This window comes from Achromobacter aloeverae (assembly GCF_004121055.1).
In the GTDB taxonomy this organism is placed as follows: Bacteria; Pseudomonadota; Gammaproteobacteria; order Burkholderiales; family Burkholderiaceae_B; genus Bordetella_C; species Bordetella_C aloeverae.
Map to the genome: position 1 here is coordinate 346,987 of NZ_PYAL01000007.1, position 23,695 is coordinate 370,681.

Sequence of the window (23,695 nt, forward strand, 5' to 3'; positions counted from 1 at the left end):
GGAAAGGACCATGTACTCGAAACGACGTGATTTTCTGCTGGGTACCGCCGGCACGCTGGCCGTACTGGCGAGCCCCCGGACGCTGCATGCCCAGACGCGCCAGGACACGCTGATCATCGGCACCCGCTCGGCGGCGACGTCCGCGGACCCGCACTATGCCAATACCCAGCCCAATATCGACTACGCCTCGCACGTTTTCGAGAAGCTGGTCGAGCGGGACGAGCACTCCAAGCCCACCAACGGCGGTCTCGCGGAATCGTGGAAACTGATTTCCGACACGGTGTGGGAATTCAAGCTGCGGCCCAACGTGCGCTGGCATGACGGCAAGCCGTTCTCGGCGGAGGACGTCGAGTTCACGCTCAAGCGCGTGCCCAACATCCCCGGCACCCCGGGCGGCTTCGCAAGCTATATCAACGCGATCTCGAAGATCGAGATCATCGACCCGCTGACGGTGCGCCTGCATACATCGACACCCTACGCGAACCTGCCGCGCGGCGTGGGCACGATCTACATCGTTTCCAGGCATGTGGGCGAAGGCGCCAAGCCCGAGGACTACAACACCGGCCGCGCCGCCATCGGTACCGGCCCCTACCGCTACGAGTATTTCAAGCAGAACGAGGAAGCGGGTTTCGTCCGCAACGACGACTACTGGGACCGGAAGGCGCCGTGGGCGCGCGTGCGCCTGCGCACGCTGGCCAACGACAGCACGCGCATCGCGGCCCTGCTGGCCGGCGACATCGACATGGCCGACCAGATCCCGACCTCCGACATCGCCCACCTGAAGACGGCGTCCAAGGTCAGTGTCGACCAGATCGACGGCATGCGCTCGATCTTCCTGTTTCCCAACGTCTCGCGCGACACGGACATGTCCTTCATCAAGGCCATGGACGGATCGCCGCTGCCGCACAATCCCTTGCGCGACCTGCGCGTCCGGCAAGCGCTCTCCCTGTCCATCGACCGGAAGCTGTTGGTGGATCGCCTGATGAACGGGGGGGCGGCGGCGAACGGCCAGTGGATACCGGCGGGCGCCTACTCCTACAACCCGGAGATTCCCGTCCCGCAAGCCAATCCGCAGGAGGCCAGGCGGCTGCTGGCCGAGGCCGGCTATCCGCAGGGCTTCCGGATCACCCTGCACAGCCCGAACGACCGCTATCCCAACGACGCGCGCGTCGCCCAGGCCATCGGGCAGATGTGGACCCGCGCGGGCCTGGCGGTGGATGTCGCCGTCATGCCCTACGCCGTTTTTGCGCCGCGCGCGCGCAAGCAGGAATTCGCCATCCACCTGATCGGCTGGGGCAATTCCGCGGGCGACGCATCGACGGGCCTCATGAACGTGGTCGGCACCTACAACGCCGAAACCGGATGGGGCGTGGCGAACGAAGGCCGCTACAGCAACCCCAAGCTCGACGCGATGACGGCCAAGGCGCTGGCAACCATGGATGACCAGTCGCGCGAGCAGCAATTCAAGGATGCCGTCAAGGTGGCCGTCGACGACCTTGCCATCCTGCCGCTCTACCAGGTCAATCCGGTATGGGCCGTGCGCAAGGGACTGCGGCATCATCCCAGGGCGGACGAGCGGACATCGGCGATCGACATGTCGGCGTGAGGCGTGAGGCGTGAGGCTGGGCCGGCCCTCGCGCCACGCCTCGGATAACATGTCGATTTTCAAGCAAACCAGGAAATCCGCAATGCTCCCAGTCATCCAGCCCGGCGCCGCGTTCAAGGACAACTTGCAGAAGCTGCCGTCCATCGACGGCGTCCAGCGCATCGATCTCATCGACGGCAAGGGCGCCGTCGTCGCCAGCATCGAGAACCAGCCCGGCAAGCAGGGCTCGCTGGCGATCTACCAATACCTGGCGCAGGCCTTCGGCAAGCTCGACGCCAAGGCGGCGGAGCACGGCCTGGCCGTCTTCGGCGAGCATACCGCCGATGCGCGCAACCGTCCGGGCGCGCATCCCAACGTCGACCGCCTGCTGGCAATCGCCGCGGGCGGCGCAGCCTTGCGCATCGAGGTCATCGCCGCGGGACGCTGAGCAGAATGCACAGGGCGCACCCATCCCGCAACGTCACGCCGTGGGACACATGCCCGCCTTCCGGGGCGCAGGATCTTCCTACGCGACGCTGACGGTAACGTCCGGCGTGCCCGCCGCGACGGTCGCGGTCACGACCTGGGCCACGACGTTGGCGCCCGTGGGCGCCGTGGCGCCATCGGACAGCAGCTTGTGGACCTTCTTGATCTGGCAGGTGAGGCTGGCGGGCGTCAGCGTGACGACGGCATAGCCCTGCGCGTCCGTATCGGCGTACTTGATCCACGAGCCCGATCCCTTCATCGTGGCCGATAGCGCGTCGCCGGTGTAGTTGGCCACGTCGGTCACCACCAGGCTGGCCATGGCATCGAAGGCGTGGTTGGCGTTCTTGATCGCCGCCGTATAGAAGCCCAGCAGCGACGTGCTGGATATGCCGGGCGTCATCAGGTCGACCATCACCGGCGTGGGCGTCGCCGCATCGTAGTCGTCCATGACCTGGCCGGCGAAGATGGCATGCAGGTCGCCCGTCAAGGCCACCACGTTCTGGATGCCGTTGCTCTTCAGGTGAGCCATCAACGCCTTGCGCTCCGCGTCGTAGCCGTCCCACTGGTCGCAGTCGAACAGGTAATTGGCCAAATACTGGAAGAAGGACGAATAGCCGCCATTGAGCGTGGACACCAGGCTGGCCGCGACGGCGGCGGCCGACGGCGCGTCCGCCAGCATCGTCACCAGGGCCTGCGTCCGCGCCAGGTCGCCTGCCGCGATGGCCAGGGTGCCGCCCTGCGCCTTGGCGAGCAGATATTGCGTGCCGAAGCTTTTCAGGTCGGCGGCGATGGCCGTGGCCAGCTGGGCCTGGGCGGGCGCCAGGGCCGGCACGGCGGCAACCACGCCGGCGGCCAGTTGCGGTCCCAGCCGCAGGGCGTTGACGAGATCCACCTGCATGCGCATCAAGGACACTTCATTGCCCCACAGCTTCCACGTGGTCTTGCCATTGGCGGCGCTCATCTGGTCCTTCCACCACTGGCGCTGGACATCGCCCAGCATCGATACCGACGCGTTGACGCCGCCGCCCGCCAGTTTCCGCGCCTCGACGGCCTGCAGCAAAGGCTGCGGCACCAGGTAGCGGCTGCCGATCTCGCTGCCGCCCGTATTGCTCTCCGGAATCAGATGGTCCGCGCGGTAGAGGCGTTCGTCGGTCATCACCAGCGTCGCCAGCTTGCCGAAGGTGAAGGAGCGGTAGATCTGGATATCCAGGTACTGGTCGCCGGTCATGCCGTCCGTGAACGTCACGTCGGCCAGCATGTATTCGTACCAGGCCTGGTTGGCGCCGCGGCGGCGGGCCGGCTGCGGCACGCCGGTGCTGGTGTCGCCGTTGTCGTTGTAGGTGCTGTCGTCGCCCCAGCAATCGTCCGAGAACTCGTGATCGTCCCAGATGGCGATGAAGGGGTAGCGGGCATGCAGGGCCTGCAGGCGCGGGTCGGAGCGATAGGTCTTGTACAGGGCGCGATAGTCGTCGATGGTGGTGGCGTACACGTCATCGCCCACCTTCGTGCCCCCCGCCAGCTTGTCGACCAGCGGCGGATGCACGTCCTCGCAAGCCACCAGGCGGGTCGCGGCCGCGCGTTCGTAGATATAGTCGCCGACGTGGACGATGAACTTGATGTCCGGGTCCTCGGCATTCACCAGGGCATCGAAGGCCCCCCAGTGGTTGGCGTTCCAGTCCTGGCAGGTGATGAAGGCGAATTTCAGGCTGGCCACGTCCGCGTCGGCGGCCGGCGCCGTCCAGGTGCGTCCGGTCGTGCTGGTCACCGCGCCCGTGAGAAAGCGGTAGTAGTAGTTGGTGTTGGGCGTGAGCCCCGTCACCTTGTGACGCACCGTGTAGTCCCACTGCGATACCGCGCTGACCTGGGCGTCCACCACCAGGGCCGTGAAGCCGGCATCGGTGGCCACCTGCACGCGCACCGCCACCGTGCCGCCCGAACCGCCATCGACGCGTGTCCACAGGATGACGCTATCGGGCGTGGGATCGCCCGACGCCACGCCCAGCGTGAAACCCGTGCCGGCGTTGGCGCCCGTTCCTGGATCGGCGCCGGCGCCGGCATCCGTGTCGTCGTCTTCGTGATCGCCGCCACAAGCGGTCAGCAAGACGGGGCTGACGGCCGAGACGCTGATGAATCCACTCCACTTGAGGAACCGGCGACGATCCATGACTATCCTTTTTTCGCGCTTCGCATTTGCGAAGCTGGTGTGTAGGCCGGGCATCCGTACGCAAGGCCGAATGCCGGAAAAGGCGCATTTACACACAGGGAGGTGTCACAGGAGTTACAACCGGGTCCGAGACGATAGCGTGTCGGGCGATCGTCGGGATACGGCCAGCTCCGGCCAGTCGGGCTTCAGGGAAACAGGGGGCGCTCGATAAGGGAAAAAACTTGACCTTGCCAGCATGGCAAGGTACAGACTGGCGGGTCCGCTGTCCACGTACGAGGATACCCAGTATGAAACAACGCCCCTTGCTGCTCGCGATGTGCACCCTCTCGCTCGCCCTCGCCTCGGGCCTGGCCCAGGCCCAATCCAAGCCGACAGACCCCGCGATGGGAACCATGGCGACGCACGGCCACGCGGCGGGCAAGCCGTCGTCGAATGCGGCGGTCCAGGCCTACCAGCAGGCTAACGCGAAGATGCATGGCGCCATGGCCATCGACTATACCGGCGATGCCGATGTCGACTTCATGCGGGCCATGATCCCCCACCACCAGGGCGCCATCGACATGGCGCGCGTGGAACTGGCGCACGGCAAGGATCCGGAAGTGCGTAAACTCGCGGAAAGCGTCATTGCCGCCCAGGAAGCCGAGATCGCGTCCATGCGGAAATGGCTGGCCGCGCGGGGGCATTGAGCCCGCCGTTCCAGGCCAATGACCCGGGCCAATAACCCGGGCCAGTGACCCGGGCCAGTGACCCGCGCTACCGACACCCAGCAACGCACCCGCAAAGGACCACGCATGCCAACGCCCGCCCCCCTTTCGGCCTACGACCAGCTCGTCGCCGCCATCGACCAGGCCTGCCGGGAAAAGAAGGATACCCCCGTGGTCGACGTCGCCGTCGCCCTGGACATGAAGGAAGTGGCCAGCAAGTGGAAGACCGCCTACTGGCAATATGAACTGGAGACCGAGGCCGAGGGCACCATCACCGTGATCCACGGCTGGAACGACGTCTCAGGCAGCAACCCGGGCAGCAACCCCGGCGGCAATCCGGCCCCGAACCCGGGCTCGTCCGAAGCCGAACTGTTCGAAATTTCCAGGACGCGGCCGCCCGCCACCTACCGCAACCAGTACGAATAATCGCCGCCGGCGCCGTCCCGCGCATCAAGCGGCGCCAGCGTCCGCCGCGCCCGCGGCCGGCGTCCTCGATCCCGCCGCCAGGCTGCGCGCGACCTCCAGCAGGGAGTGCAGCGCCGGATTCGCGTCATTGCGACGCCAGGCGATGGAGACCTCCTGGTCCAGATAGGGCGTGCGGTTCGAGATGGGCACATAGCAGACCTTGGGGTGGATGAGCGAGGTCAGGTTGCCCGACACCAGCGCGACCGACAGGCCCGCGGCGATCAGGCAAATGACGCTGGCCACCTGCGAGCACTCCTGCTCGATGTTGGGATGGAAACCCGCCGCCCCGCACACCGAGATCAGCTGCGCGTGCGCCGCGGGCACCTTCTCCCTGGAAAACGAGACGAACGACTCTCCCGCCAGCTGCCGCAGGTCGATGCGCTTGCGTCCCGCCAGCGGATGGCTACGCGGCAGCGCGACCACCAGCACGTCGCGCTTGTGAAAGCGCGTCTGGATCTGCGGCGCGGCGACCGGCAGCGGCGTGCGCAGCATGCCGACATCCAGCGCGCGCCCCTGTAGCTGCTCCAGCTGGTCCTTGGTCGTCATCTCGACGACGCGCAGCCGCACCTGCGGATATTCCAGCCGAAACCGGTTGATCAGTTCCGGCATGAAGCCATAGCCCACGCTGCCGATGAAGCCTATGGTCAACTGCCCTGTCTTGCCGCTGCTCGCGCCCACGGTGCGCTGTATCGCCACCTCTTCATAGCACAGCCACTGGTACGCCTCTTCAAGGAACACCGTGCCGGCCGGCGTCAGCGCGACCGACCGCTTGTTGCGCACGAACAGCGCCGTACCCACATGGGCCTCCAGTTTCTGGATGGCCTGGCTGAGCGGCGACTGCGCGATGCCGGCGCGCGCCGCGGCGCGGCCGTAGTGGAGTTCCTCGGCCACCGCGATGAATTGCCGGAGCACGCGGCTATTGATCATTTAAGACACGCCTTATCTCACAGACCCACAAATTATATGTTGGACGCGTTTTTTCCCGCTTTATAGACTGCCCTTCCCGCATTCGATGAAGATGGAGTTCCTGTCATGCAAGCGTCCCCTACCCTGTCCCACCGCGCCTGCGAGGCCATCACGGATCTGCTCGGCGCGCAGCAGCCATGGGAGGAGGCGCCGGCCGCCAGGCTGCGTTTTCACGGCACGGCGCCGGCGTTCGATACGCCGCACGCGCTGACGCTGTCGGCAGGCGCGGCGATAGGGGCGTATGCGCTGGCGGTGGAGAAATGGTGGCATCTGGCCACGGGCCAGCGCCAGACGGTCGCCATCGACTGGATGCAGGCGGCGTCCTCGCTCAATCCCGGGCACTTCCAGACCCAGAACGGCTACGGCCTGCCGGCCTTGTCCCTCCTGACCGAACTGAAGGCCGACTTCTACCGGACGGCCGACCAACGCTGGTTCTTTCCCATCGGCTCCTATCCCCACTTGCGCGACGGCGTGCTGGAGCTGCTGGACTGCGCCAATACCCCTGCCGCGCTGAGCCGCGCCATCGGCCGCTGGAAAGGCGACGACCTGGAAGCCGCCTTCGAGGAAAAACGCCTGCCCGGCGTCTACGCGCGCAGCACGGAGGAATGGCTGCGGCATCCGCAGGGCGCGCTGCTGGCGCAACGGCCGGTCATCGAAATCACCAGGATTGCCGACAGCGATCCGGAGCCGGCCCGCCCGGGCGCCCGGCCGCTGTCGGCGCTGCGCGTGCTGGACCTGGGCCACGTGATTGCCGGTCCCGTCGTCGCGCGCTCGCTGGCCGAGCATGGCGCCGAAGTGCTGCGCGTCACCCCGCCGATGAACCAGGATCCCTTCCGCCAGACGATAGACACGAACATCGGCAAGCAGTCCGCCTTTCTCGACCTGACGCAGGCCGCCGACCAGCAGCGCGCGCGCGAGCTGGTCAGCGGCGCGGACGTCGTGGTGCAGTCATGGCGGCCCGGCAGCCTGGCCCGCCGCGGCCTGGGCGCCGAGGACGCGGCCGCCTTGCGCCCGGGCGTGATCTACGTCAGCGTGAGCGCCTTCGGCGACAGCGGTCCCTGGGCCGAGCGCGGCGGCTTCGAGCAACTGGGCCAGACGGTCACCGGCATCGCCATCAGCGAGGGCGTGGCCGGCGGCAAGCCACGCGTCGTGCCGACCTACCTGCTGAACGACTACCTGACCGGCTACCTGGGCGCCGCCGGCGTCATGCTGGCATTGCTGCGCCGTGCCGTCGAAGGCGGCAGCTACCACGTCAAGGTGTCGCTGACCCGGACCTCGATGTGGGTGCAGGGCCTGGGACTGGAGCCCGGCCACACGCCGCGCGAGGACCGCCGCCATTTCGCGGAAGGGCTCCTGCCCTTGCTGGAAACCCGTCCCTCGGCCTATGGCGTGCTGCAACAACTGCCGCCCGTGGCGCAGTTCTCGCACACGCGCGCCCATTGGGCCCTGCCGCCCGCGCCCAACGGCGCGCATCCAGCGGCGTGGCTGCATCGCCCGGCCCTCACGCCATGACCGCCATGACGCATTAACGCATTAACGCCCACGCGCGCATCACCTTACCCATAACAAGGAGACACCCATGAGAACGACGCTGCCCCGCATTTCCCGCAAGCAAGCCGCCGCACTGGCGTTGGCGCTGGCCGCTTTTGCCGCCGCGATGCCCGGGGCGCAAGCCGCCGATGCCTATCCCAACAAGCCGATCACCCTGCTGATCGGTTTCGCGCCGGGCGGGCCTACCGATGCCATCGGCCGCGTGCTGTTCAAGCGCGTCTCCGAAATCCTGGACGTACCCATCATCATCGAGAACCGTCCCGGCGCGGGCGGCAATATCGGCACGCAGGAACTGATACGGGCCAAGCCGGACGGCTACACCCTGATGTACGGCACGTCGTCGGTGACCACCGCGCCCGCGCTGTTCAACCGGGACGACCTCGACCCCACCAAGGCCTTCGCCGTCGCCGGCTGCTCGGTATCCGTGCCCCTGATCCTGCTGGTGTCCAGGACGGAGGCGGCCGCCAACGCCGAGGACTTCTACAAGGCCGTCAAGGCGAATCCCGCGAAGTATTTCCAGGGCTCCTCGGGCAACGGATCGATAGACCACCTGGTGTCCATGGACATCGCGGGCAGGCTGGACCTGAAGTTCCAGCATGTGCCGTACAAAGGCAACGGTCCCGCGCTGTCGGATCTCGCCGGCGGCAACGTCAACTTCATGTACTCGGGTTCCTTCAACAGCGCGCTGCCCTTCATCAAGGCCGGCAAGGTCAAGCCGCTGGCCGTCACGTCCGGCCACCGGTCGCAGGCCCTGCCCGACGTGCCGTCGCTCAGCGAAAGCGTGGCGGGACTGCGCGGCTTCGATGCCGGCACCTGGCAGATACTGGCCGCGCCCAGGGGCACCCCGCCCGCGGTGCTGGCGAAACTGAACGACGCGATGCAGGCCGCCATGAAGGACGCCAAGGTCAAGGAGAGCCTGGACTTCCAAGGCGCCGAGCCGATGAACATGGACCAGAAGCAGTGCAGCGCCTACATCGGCCAGGAATACACGCGCTGGTCCGGCACCATCAAGCGGCTGGGACTGAAGTCCGAGTAGAAGGCGTCCGGACGCGGCGCGCCGGGCACTGATTCCCGCATCGAATTACTGCGATGCCAAATGCAAATTGGACCGGGCGGGAAGAACAAGCGACATTAAGCGCACAGAAGAACACACACACCGGAGACAAGCATGCGCAAGCCCTTCACGATGCGCCTGATGGCCGGCCTCGGCCTGGCCGCGGCCCTATCCTGGCTTCCTCTCGCCGGACACACGGCGCCGGTCTTTCCCGACAAGCCCATCCATCTCGTCGTGCCCTTCCCCCCGGGCGGCGGCACGGACACCCTGGCCAGGGTGCTTGCAGAACGCATGGGCGCGGAACTGAAAACCAGCGTGATCGTCGAGAACCGGCCCGGCGCGGGCACGGTCGTCGGCAGCGATTATGTCGCGCGTAGCGATCCCAGCGGCTATACCCTCCTGCTGAACACATCCGCGCACGCGATCAACGACACGCTGGCGCCCAGGCTGCCCTACGAAACCGAGCAGGCCTTCGCACCCATCGCCATCGTGGGGCGGGCGCCGAACGTCGTGGTCGTGCGGCCCGACAGCCCGTTCAAGACCATCGAGGATATCGCCGCCTACGCCAGGACGCACCCGGGCAAGCTGACCTTCGGGTCCTCGGGCAACGGCACGGCGGTGCACCTGGCCGCGGAGCTGTTCAAGGAGACGGCGCGGATATCGCTGACGCACGTTCCCTACAAGGGCGCCAGTCCGGCGATGACCGACCTCATCGGCGGCCAGATCGATATGTTCTTCGGCACCGCCGGTGCCGTCACTCCCCTGGTCAAGGCCGGCAAGCTGCGCGCCGTGGCGATCACCAGCACCGAACGTTCGCCTTACTGGCCCGGCGTTCCGACGATCGCGGAAACGTATCCGGGCTACGCGGCCGACGTCTGGTACGCCCTGTTCGCCGCGGCGAAGACGCCGCCCGCCGTCATCGACGCGCTGAACCGCGCCGCCATCGGCGCCACGCAATCGGACCTGTTCAAGCAGCGCATGGGCAGCGAGGGCATCACCAACAGCCCCAATACGCCCGCCGATCTGGCCCGGTACGTGCACGAGGAGATCGCGCGCTGGCGCAAGGTCATCCAGGATGGCCACGTCGCCATGGGCTGACCGCCCCACCGCGCGCACCCCACGGACGGCGGCGCGCGCCCATGAAATTCTCGTTGGAAAGGAAGTGCCATGAATGAAAAAGGCAGGCTGGCCGGCAAGGTCGGCATCATCGTCGGCGGCGGCCAGCAGCCCGGCGGAACCATAGGCAACGGCCGCGCGGTGGCGGAACGCTTCGCCGCCGAAGGCGCCACGCTGCTCATCGTCGACATCAACCCGGAATGGGCCGACGATACGCTGCAGGCCGTCGCCGGGCTAGGGGCGCGCGCGTCGGTCCTGCGCGCCGACATCACGAAGGAGGACGACTGCCGCGCGATCGCGCGGGCCTGCGTGGAGCGCTATGGCCGCATAGACATCCTGCACAACAACGTGGGCCGGTCCACGGGAGACCGGCGGACCACCGACCTGGACGTCGACATGTGGGACGCCATCATGGATATGAACCTCAAGGGCATGTTCATGACCTGCAAGCACGTCCTGCCGGTGATGATCGCCCAGGAATCAGGCTGCATCATCAATGTATCGTCCACGTCGTCGCTGGCCGCGCGCCCCACGCTGACCTACAAGACCAGCAAGGGCGCCGTGAACACGCTGACCCAGCACCTGGCCATGGAGAACGCGGCGCACGGCATCCGCGCCAATGCGCTGCTGCCCGGCCTGATCGACACGCCCATGGCCATCGAGCGGCGGGCCCGCGAGCGCGGCGTCCCGCGCGAACAGGTGCGGGCGGAGCGGGACGCCCTGGTTCCCATGGGCCGCATGGGAACCGCCCTGGACGTGGCCAACGCCGCGCTGTTCCTGGCGTCCGACGAGGCCAGGTACATCACCGGCGTGCTGCTGCCGGTCGACGGCGGCCTGCTGGTCAAGCGCGGCTGACCGGCGCCGGCGGGCGACCCGTTTCCAGCAAGGAAAGGACCCGCGGCAACAGGGGCAGCGTATTCGCCGGATTCCACACCGCCGAATACTCCGCCTCGACGGCGACGCCCTCGATCGGCTTGAATATCGCGCCCGGCAGGCCGGCGCGCGCGAACGATCGCGGCACCAGCGATACGCCGCGTCCCATCGCGACCAGGCTCACCACCGACACCAGGTGCTTGGCGTAGTGGACGATGCGGGGGCTGAAGCCCGCGCCCATGCACGCCGCGATGGTCAGGTCGTGGAAGCTGGGACCGCTGTGCCGCGGGATGGCGATGAACGCGTCCTCGGCCAGGTCCGCCAGGCGCACCTTGCGGCGGCGCGCCAGCGGATGCCCCGTCTCCAGCGCGACCACCAGGTCCACCCGCCCCACGGGTATGGACATCATCTCGCTCATTCCCCGCGATATCTGCGCGAAGCCGATGTCGATACGGTCCTGTTGCAGCGCCCGGATCTGCTCCGATGAACTCATTTCCTCCCACTGGGTCTCCAGGCCCGGCATCTTGCGTTCCAGCCCGAGTATCACCTCGCGGATGTCCATGAAGAGCACGGCGGCGACGAAGCCTATGCGTATCCGGCCGGCATTGCCGCGCTCGGCGCGCTGCACGGCGCGTATGGACAACTCGGTCTGCGTCAACAGCCGGCGCGCCTCCTCGACCAGCACATTGCCCGCGACGGTCAGGCGCACGCTGCGCTTGTTGCGGTCGAAGAGCGTGACGCCCAGGCGCTCCTCCATCTGCTGGATCGCCTTGGTCAACGGCGGCTGCGAGATGAAAAGGCGCTCCGCGGCCCGGCCATAGTGCAACTCTTCGGCCAAGGCGAGAAACATGCGCAGGAATTTTGGATCCATGGAATGGGGGTCGAGGTGCATGGAATCGAGGGCCTGGAGTTATGCATGCAGGATATTCAGCGCGGGATACTCACCGCAGAACACGCGCCGCGGCAGTAATTCCAATAGGGAATTACTTACATCCAAAAATGCAATTGGACGGATATCTGCCAGCTTAAGCAGAATCTCCCCACAAGACAACAAGGCAAACACCGAGGAGACTTTCTTGACCAAGCGCATCCTGCGTTGGCTGATCGCCATCGCCGCTCCCCTGGCCATCCTGGCAAGCGGCACCGCCGCCGCGGGCTATCCCGAACGGCCCATCCGGCTGATCGTGACCTTCGTGCCCGGGGGCGGCGCGGACCTGCTGGCGCGCTACCTGGCGAAGGCCCTCAGCGAGGACATGGGGCAGCCCGTCATCGTGGAGAATCGCCCGGGCGCCGGCGGGATGATAGGCGTGGAAGCCGGGCGCAACACCAAGCCGGACGGCTATACCCTGACGCTGATTTCATCGAGCTACACGGTCAACCCCAGCCTGTACCGGATGACCTTCGATCCCGTGGCCGACATCACGCCCATCGTGCAGGTATCGCGCGGCCCGCTGCTGGTGGTGGCGAATCCGGCGTTCCCGCCCAACTCCCTGCCCGAATTGATCGCCTATGCCAAGGCGCATCCCGGCGCCATCAACTATGCCTCGTCGGGCGAAGGCAGCGTCATCCACCTGGCCACCGAACTGTTTGCCCGCCAGGCCGGCATCCGCATGACGCACATCCCCTACAAGGGCGGCGGCAATGCGCAGACCGACCTGATGGCCGGCCAGGTCCAGCTCTACTTCGCGGCCACGGCCAGCGCCCTGCCTCATGTGGCGGCCGGAAAAATGAAGGCGCTGGCGGTCACCACGGCAAATCGCATCGCGGCCCTTCCCGAGGTGCCGACCATTGCCGAAAGCGGCCTGCCGGGCTATGACGCCACCCTGTGGTACGGCTTGATCGGCCCGAAGAACCTGCCCGTCGACATCGTCGAAAAAATCAATGCCGCGGTGAATCGCGCGCTGGTGACGCCGGAGGCCCACGCCAAGCTCCAGGCCGACGGCGCCGAGCCGGCCGGCGGCAGCGCGGCGGCCTTCACGACGACGATCGCCACGGGGATCACGCAGTGGGCCGGCATCGTGAAGGACCTTGGCATCAAGCCCGAATGAACGATGCCGGGAATGACATCCGGAAGCACCGTCCGCCAATGATTCCGGCCTTTCCCGGAAACCGAACAGGAGTCCATCCATGGCAAGAGTCCTCCCTCCCCTGGTCGAGGAAATGTCGCCCGCGCAGAAACGCGTGCACGACCTCATCGCCGCCGGCCCGCGCGGCCGCGTACGCGGACCGCTGGCCGTATGGCTGCACCGGCCGGCGATGGCCGAGCCCGCGCAGGCGCTGGGCCAGTTCTGCCGCTACGACAGCGCGCTGCCGCCGCGCCTCTCCGAGCTGGCCATCCTGGTCATCGCGCGCTGGTGGGGCGCGGAGTTCGAGTGGTGGGCGCACAAGAAGATCGCGCTGCAGGCGGGGGTGGACGTCGCGGTCGCGGACGCCATACGCGACCGGCGCCCGATTCCCTTCACCCGCGACGACGAAGCGCTGGTGCACGAATTCCTCACCGTGCTGCACGAAACGCGCGAAGTGCCCGACCCGGTCTATCGGCGCGCCGAGGCCATGCTGAGCCGCGACGGCGTGCTCGACCTGGTCACGCTGGCCGGGTACTACACCCTGATCTCGATGACCCTGAACGTATTCCGCATCGAACCGCCCGCGGGCGAACCGCAAGAGATGCGCGCCGGCGCCTGAACGCCGGGCGCGTCCCCTCACTCTCAAGGAGCCATGACGACATGAAAGGAAGACTGGAAGGAAAAGTGGCCATCGTGACCGGCGCCGGCTGCGTCGGCCCCGGCTGGGGCAATGGCCGGGCGGTGGCGGTCCGCTTCGCGCAGGAAGGCGCCAAGGTCCTGGCCGTCGATATCAGCGCGGATGCCATGGCGGAGACGCTGGCGCTGGCCCAAGGCGCGCCCGGTGAAATCCGCGCTTGGACCGCGGATGCCACCCGCAACGCCGACGTCCAGGCAATGGTCGCGGCCTGCCTGGACAACTACGGCCGCATTGACATTCTCGTCAACAACGTCGGCGGCTCGCGCCGGGGCGGCCCCGTCGACCTCTCCGAGGACGACTGGGACGCGCAGATGGACTTCAACCTGAAGAGCGTATTCCTCGCCTGCAAGCACGTGATACCCGTCATGCAGCAACAGGGCGGCGGCGCGATCGTGAACACGGCATCGACCTCCGGCATCCGCTGGACCGGCGCGGCGCAGGTGGGCTACGCGTCGTCCAAGGCGGGAATCATCCAGTTCTCCCGGGTGGTCGCGGTGGAATACGCCAAGCACAGGATACGCGTGAACACCGTGGTCCCCGGCCAGATGCACACCCCCATGGTGGAAGCCCGGCTGGCGAAACAGCGCGCGGGCGGCGACGTGGAGGCGCTGCTCAAGCAACGCCAGGCGCGCATTCCGCTGGGCTTCATGGGCGACGGCACCGACACGGCCAATGCCACGCTGTTCCTGGCATCGGACGAGGCCCGCTTCATCACCGGCACCGAAATCATCGTCGATGGCGGCATGAGCGTGCGGTGCGATTGAGCGGCGGCCAAGGATAGCCAACATGCCGGAACACGATATCTGGGATTGCCACACGCATATCTTCGGCCCCTGGGCGGACTTCCCCTTGCCGGAAAGTCCGACGTACCAGCCGGACGCCGCGCCCTACGCCGAACTGCGCGCGCTGCACGCCCGTTGCGGCATCACGCGGGGAGTCATCGTCCAGGCCACGCCTTACCGGGACGACCACGGCGCCCTGCTGGCGGCGCTGCAAGCCAGCGCCGGCGCCTATCGCGGCATCGCGCTCATCGATCTCGACACCTCCGAGGAAACGCTGGACAGCATGCATCGGCTGGGCGTGCGTGGCATCCGGCTAGGCATGATGAAACACTTGGCCGGCGCGCTGGACCTGGACCGGATGCGCGCGCTGCTGCAACGCATAAGGCCCTACGGCTGGCACGCCCTGGTCCATGCCGACCTGGCCGACGTGCTCGCCGCCGTGCCGGCGCTGGCCCCGCTGGGCGTGCCATTGATCATCGACCACATGGGCCGGATACCGGTCCACGCAGCCCATGACCCCGCGCCGCTGCTGCGCCTGCTCGACGACCCGGGGGTCTGGATGAAGATATCGGGCGCCGACCGCGTCACCGGGGGGCGCGACGGCTACCAGGCGGCGCTGCCGCTCATGCGGCGGCTGATCGCGCGTGCGCCGGACCGCATCCTGTGGGGAACGGACTGGCCACACGTCAATATCGCCTATGCCCGCCCGCGCGTCGAAGCCTTGTACGACCTGCTGCGCCAGGCTTGCGCCGATACGCCCCAGGCGTTGACGGCCATCCTGGGCACCAACCCCGCCCGCCTCTACGGCTGATTCCATCCACCAGGGACATGCATCATGTGGCAACCCTCGCAACGCTACCCCGACCCAGCCATCCGCGTGCTGGACCACCGCTTCGAGAAATACCATCTGGCGTCCACCGCCGTCGAACGGCTGGCGACCGGATGCCGCTGGGCCGAGGGACCCGTGTGGTTTGGCGATGGCCGCTACCTGCTCTGGAGCGACATCCCGAACGACCGCATCCTGCGCTGGGACGAGATCGGCAACAGCGTCCAGGTGTACCGTTCGCCGTCCAATCACGCCAACGGCAACACCCGCGACCGGCAGGGACGGCTCATCACCTGCGAACATCGTGGGCGGCGCGTCACGCGCACGGAGCACGATGGCCGCATCGCGGTGCTGGCGGACCGCCACGACGGCAAGCCCCTGAACTCGCCCAACGACGTCGTCGTCAAATCGGATGGCTCCATCTGGTTCACGGACCCGCCCTTCGGCATCGTCGGCTACTACCAGGGCGAGCCGGCGGTGCAGGAACTGCCCGGCAATGTCTATCGCATCGATGGCGTGACCGGCGAACTCACCGTCGTGGCCGAAGGCATCAACGGCCCGAACGGCCTCGCGTTCTCTCCCGACGAAAAGCGGCTGTACATCGTCGAATCGCGCGCGCGGCCGCGCAACATCGTCGTCCTGCGGGTCAGCGACGACGGGCGAGGCCTGTCCCGGCCCGAGGTCCTGATCGATGCGGGCCCCGGCACGCCGGACGGCTTGCGGGTCGACGTGGACGGCAATCTCTGGTGCGGCTGGGGCATGGGCACGGAGGAACTGGACGGCGTGCGGGTATTCACGCCGGAGGGCGATGCCATCGGCCACATCGCCTTGCCCGAACGCTGCGCGAACCTGTGCTTCGGCGGCCTGCATCGCACCCGGCTGTTCATGGCGTCCTGCACGTCCATTTATTCGTTGTACGTGAATACCCAGGGTGTCGCCGGCGGCTGAGCCGCCGCGCGCCTTGCCTGGAGGAGATACGACATGAAGAAGAATATCCGCCGCGCCATGCTGGCAGGCGCCATGATGGCCGGGCTGGCAGCCGCCGCCAGCCACGCCGCGCAACCCGTGCGGCTGGTGGTGGCCTTTCCGCCTGGCGGTCCGGCCGACACGCTGGCCCGCGTCCTGGCCAGGGAACTGGCCGACGACTTGAAGGAATCGGTCATCGTGGAGAACAAGCCGGGCGCCAACGGAGCCATCGCCATTACGTATGTGATGCGCGGCCCGGCCGACGGCAGCGTGCTGTTCCTCAGCTCGGCGGGCGCCATCGCCATCAATCCTTCCCTGTATCCCAGCCTGCCGTACAAGCCGCTGGAAGACCTGGCGCCCATTTCCCTGGTGGTGCACACGCCGGAGGTGCTGGTGGTCGCGCCCGGCAATCCCGCGCGCTCCGCCGCGGACTTCGTGGCCGCGTCGCGCCAGCAGGCCAAGCCGGCCAACCTTGCCTCCTCCGGCATCGGCAGCATGCCGCACATGGCCATCGAGCTGTTCAAGCAGCAGACCAAGGTGGGCTTCCTGCATGTTGCCTACAAGGGCGCTGCGCCCGCCATCTCCGGCACCATAGGCGGCCACGTGGACGGTTTCTTCGGCGACGTTTCGGGACTGATGCCCTTCATCGGCGACAAGCAGCTCAGGGCGATCGGCGTCGCGGCCCCGCGGCGCCTGAAGGCCCTGCCCGACGTGCCCACCCTGGCGGAGCAAGGCATACCGAACGTCGAGGCCAGCAACTGGTACGGCGTCTTCGGCCCGAAAGGCATGTCGCCGGAACGGGTGGCCAGCCTCAACGCGGCGGTGGGTCGCGCCTTGACCGCCAAGGCGCTGGTCGACAACCTGGCCACGCAGGGTGTCGAGCCCACCGGATCGACGCCCCAGGCGTTCCGCGAGCTGATCCAGCGCGACACGGAGAAATGGGCCAAGGTCATCAAGGACGGCAAGATCAAGGCGGAGTGACCCGCCGCGCGCCAGGCAATTGACGATCCGGGACCGGAAAACGACATGCGTCCGCGCCTAGCCCGCGGCAAGCGGTCCGGCCCCCATCAGCGCCGGAATCCGCGCGGCCAGCGCATCGATGGCCGCGCGGGTCTTGCAGCGCAGGTGGCGGGCCCGCGGCCAGACCGCGTGGATCTCCTGCGGCTGGATGGTGGTGTTCTCCAGCACCTGCACCAGCGCTCCGCGCTGGACATAGCGCGCCAGCAGCCAGGCGGGCATCCAGGCGAGACCCAGGCCGTCGGCGGCCGCGTTGGCGATGGCCTGGATATCGTCCATGCTGATCTGCGCCGGCACGTCCACCCGGCGCGCGCGCCCGTCGGCATCGCGCAGCGTCCATGCCGCGGTCGCCCCGCCATGCGAATAGGCGATGCGCACGTGGCCTTCCAGGTCGCCGACATCGCGCGGGGCGCCATGGCGCGCCAGGTAGGCCGGCGACGCGCCTATGCCCGTGTGCTGCGTGCCCAGGCGCCGCGCCGCCAGGGTGCTGCTGTCTTCCAGCGCGCCGATACGGATGGCCAGGTCGAAACCTTCCTCGATAAGATCCACGTAGCGGTCGCTGAAGGACAGGTCGACGTGCAGCCGTGGGTGCTGGCGCGCCAGGTCCAGCAGCACGGGCGCGACGCACAGCTGCCCGAATGCCTCGGGCACGCTGACGCGCAGCCGGCCGCTGGGCGCCATGCGCCCGCTGTCCAGGTCGGCTTCGCCCGCGTCCAGTTCGGCGAGCGCGCGCACGCAGCGTTCGTAATAGGCCTGGCCCTCGGCGGTCAGCGCCTGGTTGCGCGTGTTGCGCTGGATGAGCCGCACGCCCAGCCTGGCCTCCAGCCGGGCGATGGCCTTGCCGACCGCCGAGCGGGTCAGGTCCAGCCGCGCCGCGGCGGGGGCGAATCCACCGGTTTCCACCACCTGCACGAAGGTGGTGACGCCGTCCAGTTTGTCGATCATGGCACCGCCGATAGGCGTCCCGGTGGGGCTCGCCTGGGTCTGTATCGGACTCCCGTTGGATCCGAATTGGATCCTTACAGGATCAATAGCTAGGAATATATCTAGCCAATCTGGGAATTTTATTCCCATAAACTCCGTTCGTCGCGTCCTCGCCAGGAGCTCACGCCTTTTCCAGGAGCTGGACGCCTTTCCCTTACGGAGTGACAGCACCATGCAGGCCCGCGAAATCGACGTTCCCGCCACGGCCCCCACGGATCCCCGCCCTCGGCCCGCGTCGCGCGGCGCCTTCTCGCTCCGCGACCGCCTTGCCCTGCTGGCGGTGTGCCTGGCCGCCTTGATGTCCGGCCTGGAGATTTCCAGCGTGCCGGTAGTCCTGCCCATCCTGGAGCACACGCTGCAGGGCAGCTTCCAGGGCATGCAATGGATCATGAACGGCTACACCATCGCCTGCACCACGGTGCTGATGGCCACCGGCACGCTGGCCGACCGCTATGGCCGCAAGCGCGTGTTCCTCTGCGCGATCGTGCTGTTCGGCGCGTCGTCCCTGCTGTGCGGCCTGGCCTGGAGCACGCCCCTGCTGATCGCCGCCCGCGTCCTGCAAGGGGCCAGCGGCGGCGCCATGCTGATCTGCCTGGTGGCGGTGCTCTCGCACCAGTTCGACCAGCCCGGCGCGCGCGCCAGGGCGTTCGGCGCGTGGGGCATCATCTTCGGCATCGGACTGGGCTTCGGCCCTTTGATCGGCGGCCTCATCGTCGCCGTCTCCAGTTGGCGCTGGGTGTTCTGGGTGCATGTGTTCGTCGCCGTGCTGACGTGGGCGCTCGCCATGAGCAGCGTGCGCGAATCGCGCGATCCCCACGCAGGCCGGCTGGACGTCGCGGGTACCGTCACGCTCTCCCTTGCGGTGCTGGGGCTGGCGTACTTCGTGACCCAGGGGGCCGACGCCGGCTTCGACAGCGTGCCGGCCCTCGCCGCCCTGGCGGCAAGCGCGATTTCCCTCGTCGCTTTCCTGGCGGCGGAAACGCGCGCCGCGCACCCCATGTTCGACTTCACCGTATTCCGCGTGCGCAACTTCTCCGGCGCACTGCTGGGCTCGGCGGGCATGAACTTCAGCTTCTGGCCCATGGTCATCTACCTGCCCATCTACTTCCAGGGCGCCCTGGGCCAGGATGCGGCAACCGCCGGCGCCTCGCTGCTGGCCTACACGCTGCCGACGCTGGTCTTTCCCCCCTTGGGTGAACGCCTGGCGCTGCGCTATCGGCCGGGCATCGTCATTCCGGCCGGCCTGTTCACCATCGGGCTGGGATTCGCGCTGATGCGCATCGGCAGCGTAACCCCATGGCTGACCGTGCTGCCGGGCTGCCTGGTGGCCGGCGCCGGACTGGGCTTGACCAACACCCCGGTCACCAACACGTCGACCGGCTCCGTGTCGAGCGCGCGCGCCGGCATGGCGTCCGGCATGGACATGAGCGCCCGCATGATTTCCCTGTCGGTGAACATCGCCATGATGGGTTTCCTGCTGGTCGCGGGAGTCGCCACCCATCTGCGTACGGCCTTGCCCGCGCTGCCGGGCGGCGAGGTGGTCCAGGCACTTGCCAGCCGCATCGCCTCGGGCGACGCACGCGAGCTGGCCGTCGTGTCCACCGGCTTGCCGCCGGCAACGCTGGCGGCGATAGCCCGCGACGCCATCACGCACGGCTTCGGCTGGATCACGCTGTACGGTGCCCTCGCCGTATGGTTGCTCGCCTTGGCCAGCTACCTGACCATGCGCGGCGCAGGCGCAGGCAAATGATCCGCGCAGGCAGAGGCCGGCGAAATACGGCAAAATCGCGCAATACGGTGTTGCACTCTTTGCAAGCCCGTCCACCACCGCTCAGATTCAGCCCCGACCCGGGCTAACCCCCCGGCCCCACGCCACCATCCGCCCCTCATGCGCCGCGCCACGCTGTTACCGCTCCTGTCCGTCCTCGGCTCCGTGATCTTTCTCGCGCTGGGCACCTCCTGGGCCAAGCACACGCTTTTTCCACTGGTCGGGGCGCAGGGCACGACGGCCGTGCGGGTCGGCTTCTCGGCCCTGATCCTGCTGCTGCTGTGGCGCCCGTGGCGCTGGCCCCTGCGCGCACGCGACGCGCGCAGGGTGGCCTATTACGGCGCGGCGCTCGGCGCGATGAATCTTTGCTTCTACATGGCCTTGCGCACCATTCCCTTCGGCGTGGCGGTGGCCATCGAATTCTCCGGCCCCTTGCTGGTGGCCTTGCTCGCGTCCCGCCGTCCGCTGGATTTCGTCTGGGTGCTGCTCGCCATCGTCGGCCTGGGCCTGCTGCTGCCCATGGTGAACAACGTCAGCACCCTGGACCGCACCGGCGTCATGTTCGCCCTCGCGGCAGCCGCGCTTTGGGCCACGTACATCCTCAACGGCAAGCGCGTGGGGCATTTGCACGCCGGGCATTCGGTGTCGCTGGGCCTGACGGTCGCCGCCCTCGTCGTCGTTCCCATCGGCGCGGCGCAGGCCGGCACGGCCCTGCTGTCGCCCACGGTGCTCCTGGTCGGCCTGTGCGTGGCCGCCCTCTCCAGCGCGATTCCCATGTCGCTGGAAATGGTGGCGCTCAAGCGCCTGCCCAAGCAGGCTTTCGGCATCATGCTCAGCATGGAGCCCGCGGCGGCGGCGCTGCTGGCCCTGCTCATGCTGGATGAACATCTCAGCACGACCCAATGGCTGGCCATCGGCCTGATCATGGCGGCGTCCATGGGCACCGCCCTCACGTCGCAGCGGTCGCCGGTCACCCCGGCGGCGGCTTCGCTACAAGGGTAGCGCTGCGCCTGCGCGGGTCGCCGCTGCGCAGCGCCAGCGCGCCCCGCAGGTATCGCTGCGCGGGCTTCTCGATCCAGCGATAGCAGGCAGCCGCCAGCAGCAGGCTGGTTCCCAGCATCAGCGCCAGCAACCACAGCGACGTACCGGAGGACAGCGCATGGCGGTCCTGGATATGCAGCCCCCGCGACAGCACTTCGCTGGCCGCATGCTGCACCAGGCCATGGATCAGGTACAAGGCGTACGAGACCTCGCCCAGCCAGACCAGCGGACTGCTGTTCAGCCATGCCCCGATCCGGCTGCGGTTGGACACCACCGCCATCAACAATCCCGCGAACAGCAGGATCGCCATCAGGTCCGGCCCCTTGGCATGCAGCGTCAACAGCAGCGCGGCCAGCAGGCCTATCGCCACCGCGTCGCCGGACAACAGCGCGGCGCGCGCCGGCGACAGGTAGGCGCGATAGAGCAGCGTGCCGAGCAGGAATTCCGGCAGGCAGCGCAACAAGGTGGTGGGCCCGTCCCATTGGTTGAAATCGTCGCCGGTCCACCATGCCAATCCGGCCAGGATCGTGCACATGGCCAGCGCCAGCAAGGCCTGCGTTCGCGGACTGGCCCGCCATACCCACGCCAGCACGAAGGGGAAGGCCAGGTACGCCATGAACTCCAGGCTGATGGACCACGCCGCGTAGTTCCAGCTCAAGGTGCTGGCATGCAGGCCCTGCAGCATGAAAAGATTGGCGACCAGCGCCAGCAGGGATCGGACGCCTGTGACGGGGATGCCCGACAGGGGGCCGCCGGAGGCGTACTCCACGGCGCAGACCGCCAGCGCCAGCGCCACGAACAACCCCAGCACGGCGAGGTGCAGCGGATACAGGCGCGCGATCCGCGCCGACAGGAAGGCCCAATAGCCGCGCTTGTCGACCTGGCGCGAGAACGTTTCGCGATAGACGTGCGCCATCACGAAACCGCTCAGCAGGAAGAACAGGTCCACCGCCAGGTATCCCTTGTTCAGCAGGGCCGTATGCCTGTCCGGCCGCATCGCGGGAAAATAAAGCACGCCGTAGTGATAGAGCACCACCCAGACGGCGGCGATGCCGCGCAGTGGCGTCAGTGAAGGCAGGTGGGAGACGCGCCGGCCTGGCGCCGACGGCGGATTATCCAATCGCCCGGCCGCTCCCACGGCGTGGGCGTCCTCCGGAGGCGAGGACGATGTTTGCGAGATAGTGCGGTCCGTGATCGCTCGTTCCTCCTCGATTCAAGTTCCCGGGCAGGCTATCACGCGATGCCGGGGCGGGAGATCTCGATAACTCAAAGGATGTTTCCGTATCTTCCGTCTCTTCCGGGGCGGCCCAGGACGCGGGGACACCCGATAGCCGTTCTTCGTCAGGGGCGGCCACCTCTGCAGGACGGCTCGTCGCACGGCGGCACCTGTTACGGCTGGTGGCCGACCCGCCGGCCGCCAACCCTTCGGTTTTACTGAAGAGGGGTTGGACCAAAGTGAATGCCGGGCCGCGCCGAAGGGCGCAGACTCATTGGCGCAGTGCCACTGACATGAATAAAAACGACGGAGACTAGCCTGTGAAATCGATAAGCACCCGCCTTGCGACAGCCTTTCTTGGCATTTCCCTGATATCCGGCGCCGCCTGCGCGCAGTCCAAGGCCGCGGACAACTATCCCGACCACCCCATCAAGATCGTGGTGGGGTACACCCCCGGGGGCGGCAACGATGTCGCGGCACGCCTGCTGGCCAAGGAGCTGGCGAGCATCCTGCATGGCAACATCGTGGTCGAGAACCGCCCCGGCGCGGGCACCAACATAGGCGCGGCCTATGTCGCGCGATCGGCGCCCGATGGCTACACGCTGTCCCTGTCGTCGACGGCCCTGGCCGTGAACAAGACCTTGTATCGCCACCTCGACTACGACGCCGTCAAGGATTTCGAGCCGGTCGCCCTGTTCGCGGAGGCGCCCAACCTGCTGCTGATCAACCCCAAGCTGCCGGTCAAGTCCGTGTCCGAGTTCATCGCCTATGCCAAGAAGCATCCCGGCAAGTTGAACTTTTCGTCGGCCGGCAGCGGCAGCACGCAGCACCTGTCCGGCGAGCTGTTCAAGCTCAAGACCGGCATCGAGGCTACCCATGTGCCCTACAAGGGCTCGGCGCCCGCATTGACCGCGGTCATCAGCGGCGAGGCCGATTTCAGCTTCATCAACATCCCCAGCTCCAAGCAGCTGATAGAAAGCGGCCAGATCCGGGCGTTGGCCATCACGGCCGCCAAGCGCTTCCCGGCCGTGCCGGACATACCGACCATGGCGGAGCAAGGCGTCACGGGCATGGAAGTGGCCACGTGGTACTCCATCGTCGCCCCCGCCGGCACCCCCACGCCCATCATCGACAAGCTGAACAAGGCCATCAACCAGGCGATGAAGGAACCCGAGCTGCGCCAGCGCTTCATCGACCTGGGCATGGCGCCGATGGCGGAATCGCCGGCCTTCTTCAAGAAATACCTGGCCGACGAAATAGAACGCTGGCGCGTCATTGTGCAACAATCGCATGCATCCGTAGATTGATAGATGGCCAGGCGGCCCCGGACAGGGGTCCGCGCCGGCCCTGGACGCGCCTCGGCGACAC

General features: G+C 67.5%; 22 protein-coding genes. 17 read left to right on the forward strand and 5 right to left on the reverse strand.

Annotated elements, in window-relative coordinates; all coding sequences use genetic code 11:
* The first annotated feature begins 10 nt into the window (after positions 1–10).
* Both C7R54_RS22975 and C7R54_RS22980 read left to right on the forward strand, forming a co-directional pair.
* On the forward strand, positions 11–1,606 hold the full coding sequence (locus tag C7R54_RS22975) for an ABC transporter substrate-binding protein (RefSeq protein WP_129152905.1): 1,596 nt from the start codon (positions 11–13) through the stop codon (positions 1,604–1,606).
* A gap of 82 nt (positions 1,607–1,688) precedes the next feature.
* A complete protein-coding gene (locus C7R54_RS22980) occupies positions 1,689–2,033 on the forward strand; it encodes a DUF2322 family protein (RefSeq protein ID WP_129152907.1) in 345 nt (114 codons plus the stop codon).
* A 78-nt stretch (positions 2,034–2,111) separates the two neighbouring features.
* Here C7R54_RS22980 and C7R54_RS22985 read toward each other — a convergent pair whose 3' ends face one another.
* Positions 2,112–4,235 (reverse strand): alkaline phosphatase D family protein, encoded by a 2,124-nt coding sequence (locus C7R54_RS22985; RefSeq protein WP_129152909.1) that lies wholly within the window; start codon positions 4,233–4,235, stop codon positions 2,112–2,114.
* A gap of 287 nt (positions 4,236–4,522) precedes the next feature.
* On the opposite strand from C7R54_RS22985, the gene copM reads away from it, so the two are divergent.
* Both copM and C7R54_RS22995 read left to right on the forward strand, forming a co-directional pair.
* The gene (gene copM / locus C7R54_RS22990) at positions 4,523–4,921 is read left to right on the forward strand and encodes a CopM family metallochaperone (RefSeq protein WP_204524378.1); all 399 of its coding nucleotides are present in this window, start codon (positions 4,523–4,525) and stop codon (positions 4,919–4,921) included.
* A 105-nt stretch (positions 4,922–5,026) separates the two neighbouring features.
* Positions 5,027–5,365, forward strand: a complete 339-nt coding sequence (locus tag C7R54_RS22995; RefSeq protein WP_129152911.1) for a hypothetical protein — start codon at positions 5,027–5,029, stop codon at positions 5,363–5,365.
* Between the two features lie 24 nt (positions 5,366–5,389).
* Here the strand turns inward: C7R54_RS22995 and C7R54_RS23000 are convergent, their stop codons facing one another.
* The gene (locus C7R54_RS23000) at positions 5,390–6,331 is read right to left on the reverse strand and encodes a LysR family transcriptional regulator (protein ID WP_129152913.1); all 942 of its coding nucleotides are present in this window, start codon (positions 6,329–6,331) and stop codon (positions 5,390–5,392) included.
* Positions 6,332–6,436: 105 nt separating this feature from the next.
* Between C7R54_RS23000 and C7R54_RS23005 the strand changes: the two genes are divergently transcribed.
* The 4 genes from C7R54_RS23005 (at position 6,437) to C7R54_RS23020 (ending at position 10,946) form a co-directional block, all read left to right on the forward strand.
* Positions 6,437–7,882, forward strand: a complete 1,446-nt coding sequence (locus C7R54_RS23005) for a CoA transferase (RefSeq protein WP_129152915.1) — start codon at positions 6,437–6,439, stop codon at positions 7,880–7,882.
* 67 nt (positions 7,883–7,949) lie between these two features.
* Positions 7,950–8,957 (forward strand): Bug family tripartite tricarboxylate transporter substrate binding protein, encoded by a 1,008-nt coding sequence (locus C7R54_RS23010; protein ID WP_129152917.1) that lies wholly within the window; start codon positions 7,950–7,952, stop codon positions 8,955–8,957.
* Positions 8,958–9,089: 132 nt separating this feature from the next.
* Positions 9,090–10,073, forward strand: a complete 984-nt coding sequence (locus C7R54_RS23015; protein ID WP_240039672.1) for a tripartite tricarboxylate transporter substrate binding protein — start codon at positions 9,090–9,092, stop codon at positions 10,071–10,073.
* A 69-nt stretch (positions 10,074–10,142) separates the two neighbouring features.
* The gene (locus C7R54_RS23020; protein ID WP_129152919.1) at positions 10,143–10,946 is read left to right on the forward strand and encodes an SDR family NAD(P)-dependent oxidoreductase; all 804 of its coding nucleotides are present in this window, start codon (positions 10,143–10,145) and stop codon (positions 10,944–10,946) included.
* Here C7R54_RS23020 and C7R54_RS23025 read toward each other — a convergent pair.
* Positions 10,933–11,835, reverse strand: a complete 903-nt coding sequence (locus C7R54_RS23025; RefSeq protein WP_192903724.1) for a LysR substrate-binding domain-containing protein — start codon at positions 11,833–11,835, stop codon at positions 10,933–10,935. The two genes, C7R54_RS23020 and C7R54_RS23025, sit on opposite strands and share 14 nt — an antisense overlap.
* 205 nt (positions 11,836–12,040) lie before the next feature.
* Between C7R54_RS23025 and C7R54_RS23030 the strand changes: the two genes are divergently transcribed.
* The 6 genes from C7R54_RS23030 (at position 12,041) to C7R54_RS23055 (ending at position 17,282) form a co-directional block, all read left to right on the forward strand.
* Positions 12,041–13,012: a tripartite tricarboxylate transporter substrate binding protein gene (locus C7R54_RS23030; protein WP_158021268.1), complete on the forward strand. Its 972-nt coding sequence runs from the start codon at positions 12,041–12,043 to the stop codon at positions 13,010–13,012.
* A 79-nt stretch (positions 13,013–13,091) separates the two neighbouring features.
* Positions 13,092–13,649 (forward strand): carboxymuconolactone decarboxylase family protein, encoded by a 558-nt coding sequence (locus tag C7R54_RS23035; protein WP_129152924.1) that lies wholly within the window; start codon positions 13,092–13,094, stop codon positions 13,647–13,649.
* Positions 13,650–13,690: 41 nt separating this feature from the next.
* Complete coding sequence (locus C7R54_RS23040; protein ID WP_129152926.1) at positions 13,691–14,491, forward strand: SDR family NAD(P)-dependent oxidoreductase; 801 nt, start codon at positions 13,691–13,693, stop codon at positions 14,489–14,491.
* A 22-nt stretch (positions 14,492–14,513) separates the two neighbouring features.
* The gene (locus C7R54_RS23045) at positions 14,514–15,320 is read left to right on the forward strand and encodes an amidohydrolase family protein (RefSeq protein WP_129152928.1); all 807 of its coding nucleotides are present in this window, start codon (positions 14,514–14,516) and stop codon (positions 15,318–15,320) included.
* Between the two features lie 24 nt (positions 15,321–15,344).
* Entirely contained in the window at positions 15,345–16,283 is a 939-nt protein-coding gene (locus C7R54_RS23050) for an SMP-30/gluconolactonase/LRE family protein (RefSeq protein ID WP_129152930.1), read from the forward strand.
* Positions 16,284–16,316: 33 nt separating this feature from the next.
* Entirely contained in the window at positions 16,317–17,282 is a 966-nt protein-coding gene (locus C7R54_RS23055) for a Bug family tripartite tricarboxylate transporter substrate binding protein (RefSeq protein ID WP_240039673.1), read from the forward strand.
* Between the two features lie 57 nt (positions 17,283–17,339).
* Here C7R54_RS23055 and C7R54_RS23060 read toward each other — a convergent pair whose 3' ends face one another.
* The gene (locus tag C7R54_RS23060) at positions 17,340–18,263 is read right to left on the reverse strand and encodes a LysR family transcriptional regulator (RefSeq protein WP_129152932.1); all 924 of its coding nucleotides are present in this window, start codon (positions 18,261–18,263) and stop codon (positions 17,340–17,342) included.
* Positions 18,264–18,474: 211 nt separating this feature from the next.
* On the opposite strand from C7R54_RS23060, the gene C7R54_RS23065 reads away from it, so the two are divergent.
* Together C7R54_RS23065 and C7R54_RS23070 are read left to right on the forward strand one after the other, a co-directional pair.
* A complete protein-coding gene (locus C7R54_RS23065) occupies positions 18,475–20,052 on the forward strand; it encodes an MFS transporter (RefSeq protein WP_129152934.1) in 1,578 nt (525 codons plus the stop codon).
* Positions 20,053–20,190: 138 nt separating this feature from the next.
* The gene (locus tag C7R54_RS23070; protein ID WP_129152936.1) at positions 20,191–21,072 is read left to right on the forward strand and encodes an EamA family transporter; all 882 of its coding nucleotides are present in this window, start codon (positions 20,191–20,193) and stop codon (positions 21,070–21,072) included.
* On the opposite strand, the gene C7R54_RS23075 is transcribed toward C7R54_RS23070, so the two are convergent.
* Entirely contained in the window at positions 21,041–22,231 is a 1,191-nt protein-coding gene (locus C7R54_RS23075) for an acyltransferase family protein (protein ID WP_158021269.1), read from the reverse strand. The genes C7R54_RS23070 and C7R54_RS23075 overlap by 32 nt on opposite strands.
* A gap of 416 nt (positions 22,232–22,647) precedes the next feature.
* Here C7R54_RS23075 and C7R54_RS23080 point away from each other — a divergent pair, with 416 nt between their 5' ends.
* Positions 22,648–23,634, forward strand: a complete 987-nt coding sequence (locus C7R54_RS23080) for a tripartite tricarboxylate transporter substrate binding protein (RefSeq protein ID WP_129152940.1) — start codon at positions 22,648–22,650, stop codon at positions 23,632–23,634.
* The last annotated feature ends 61 nt before the right edge of the window (positions 23,635–23,695 follow it).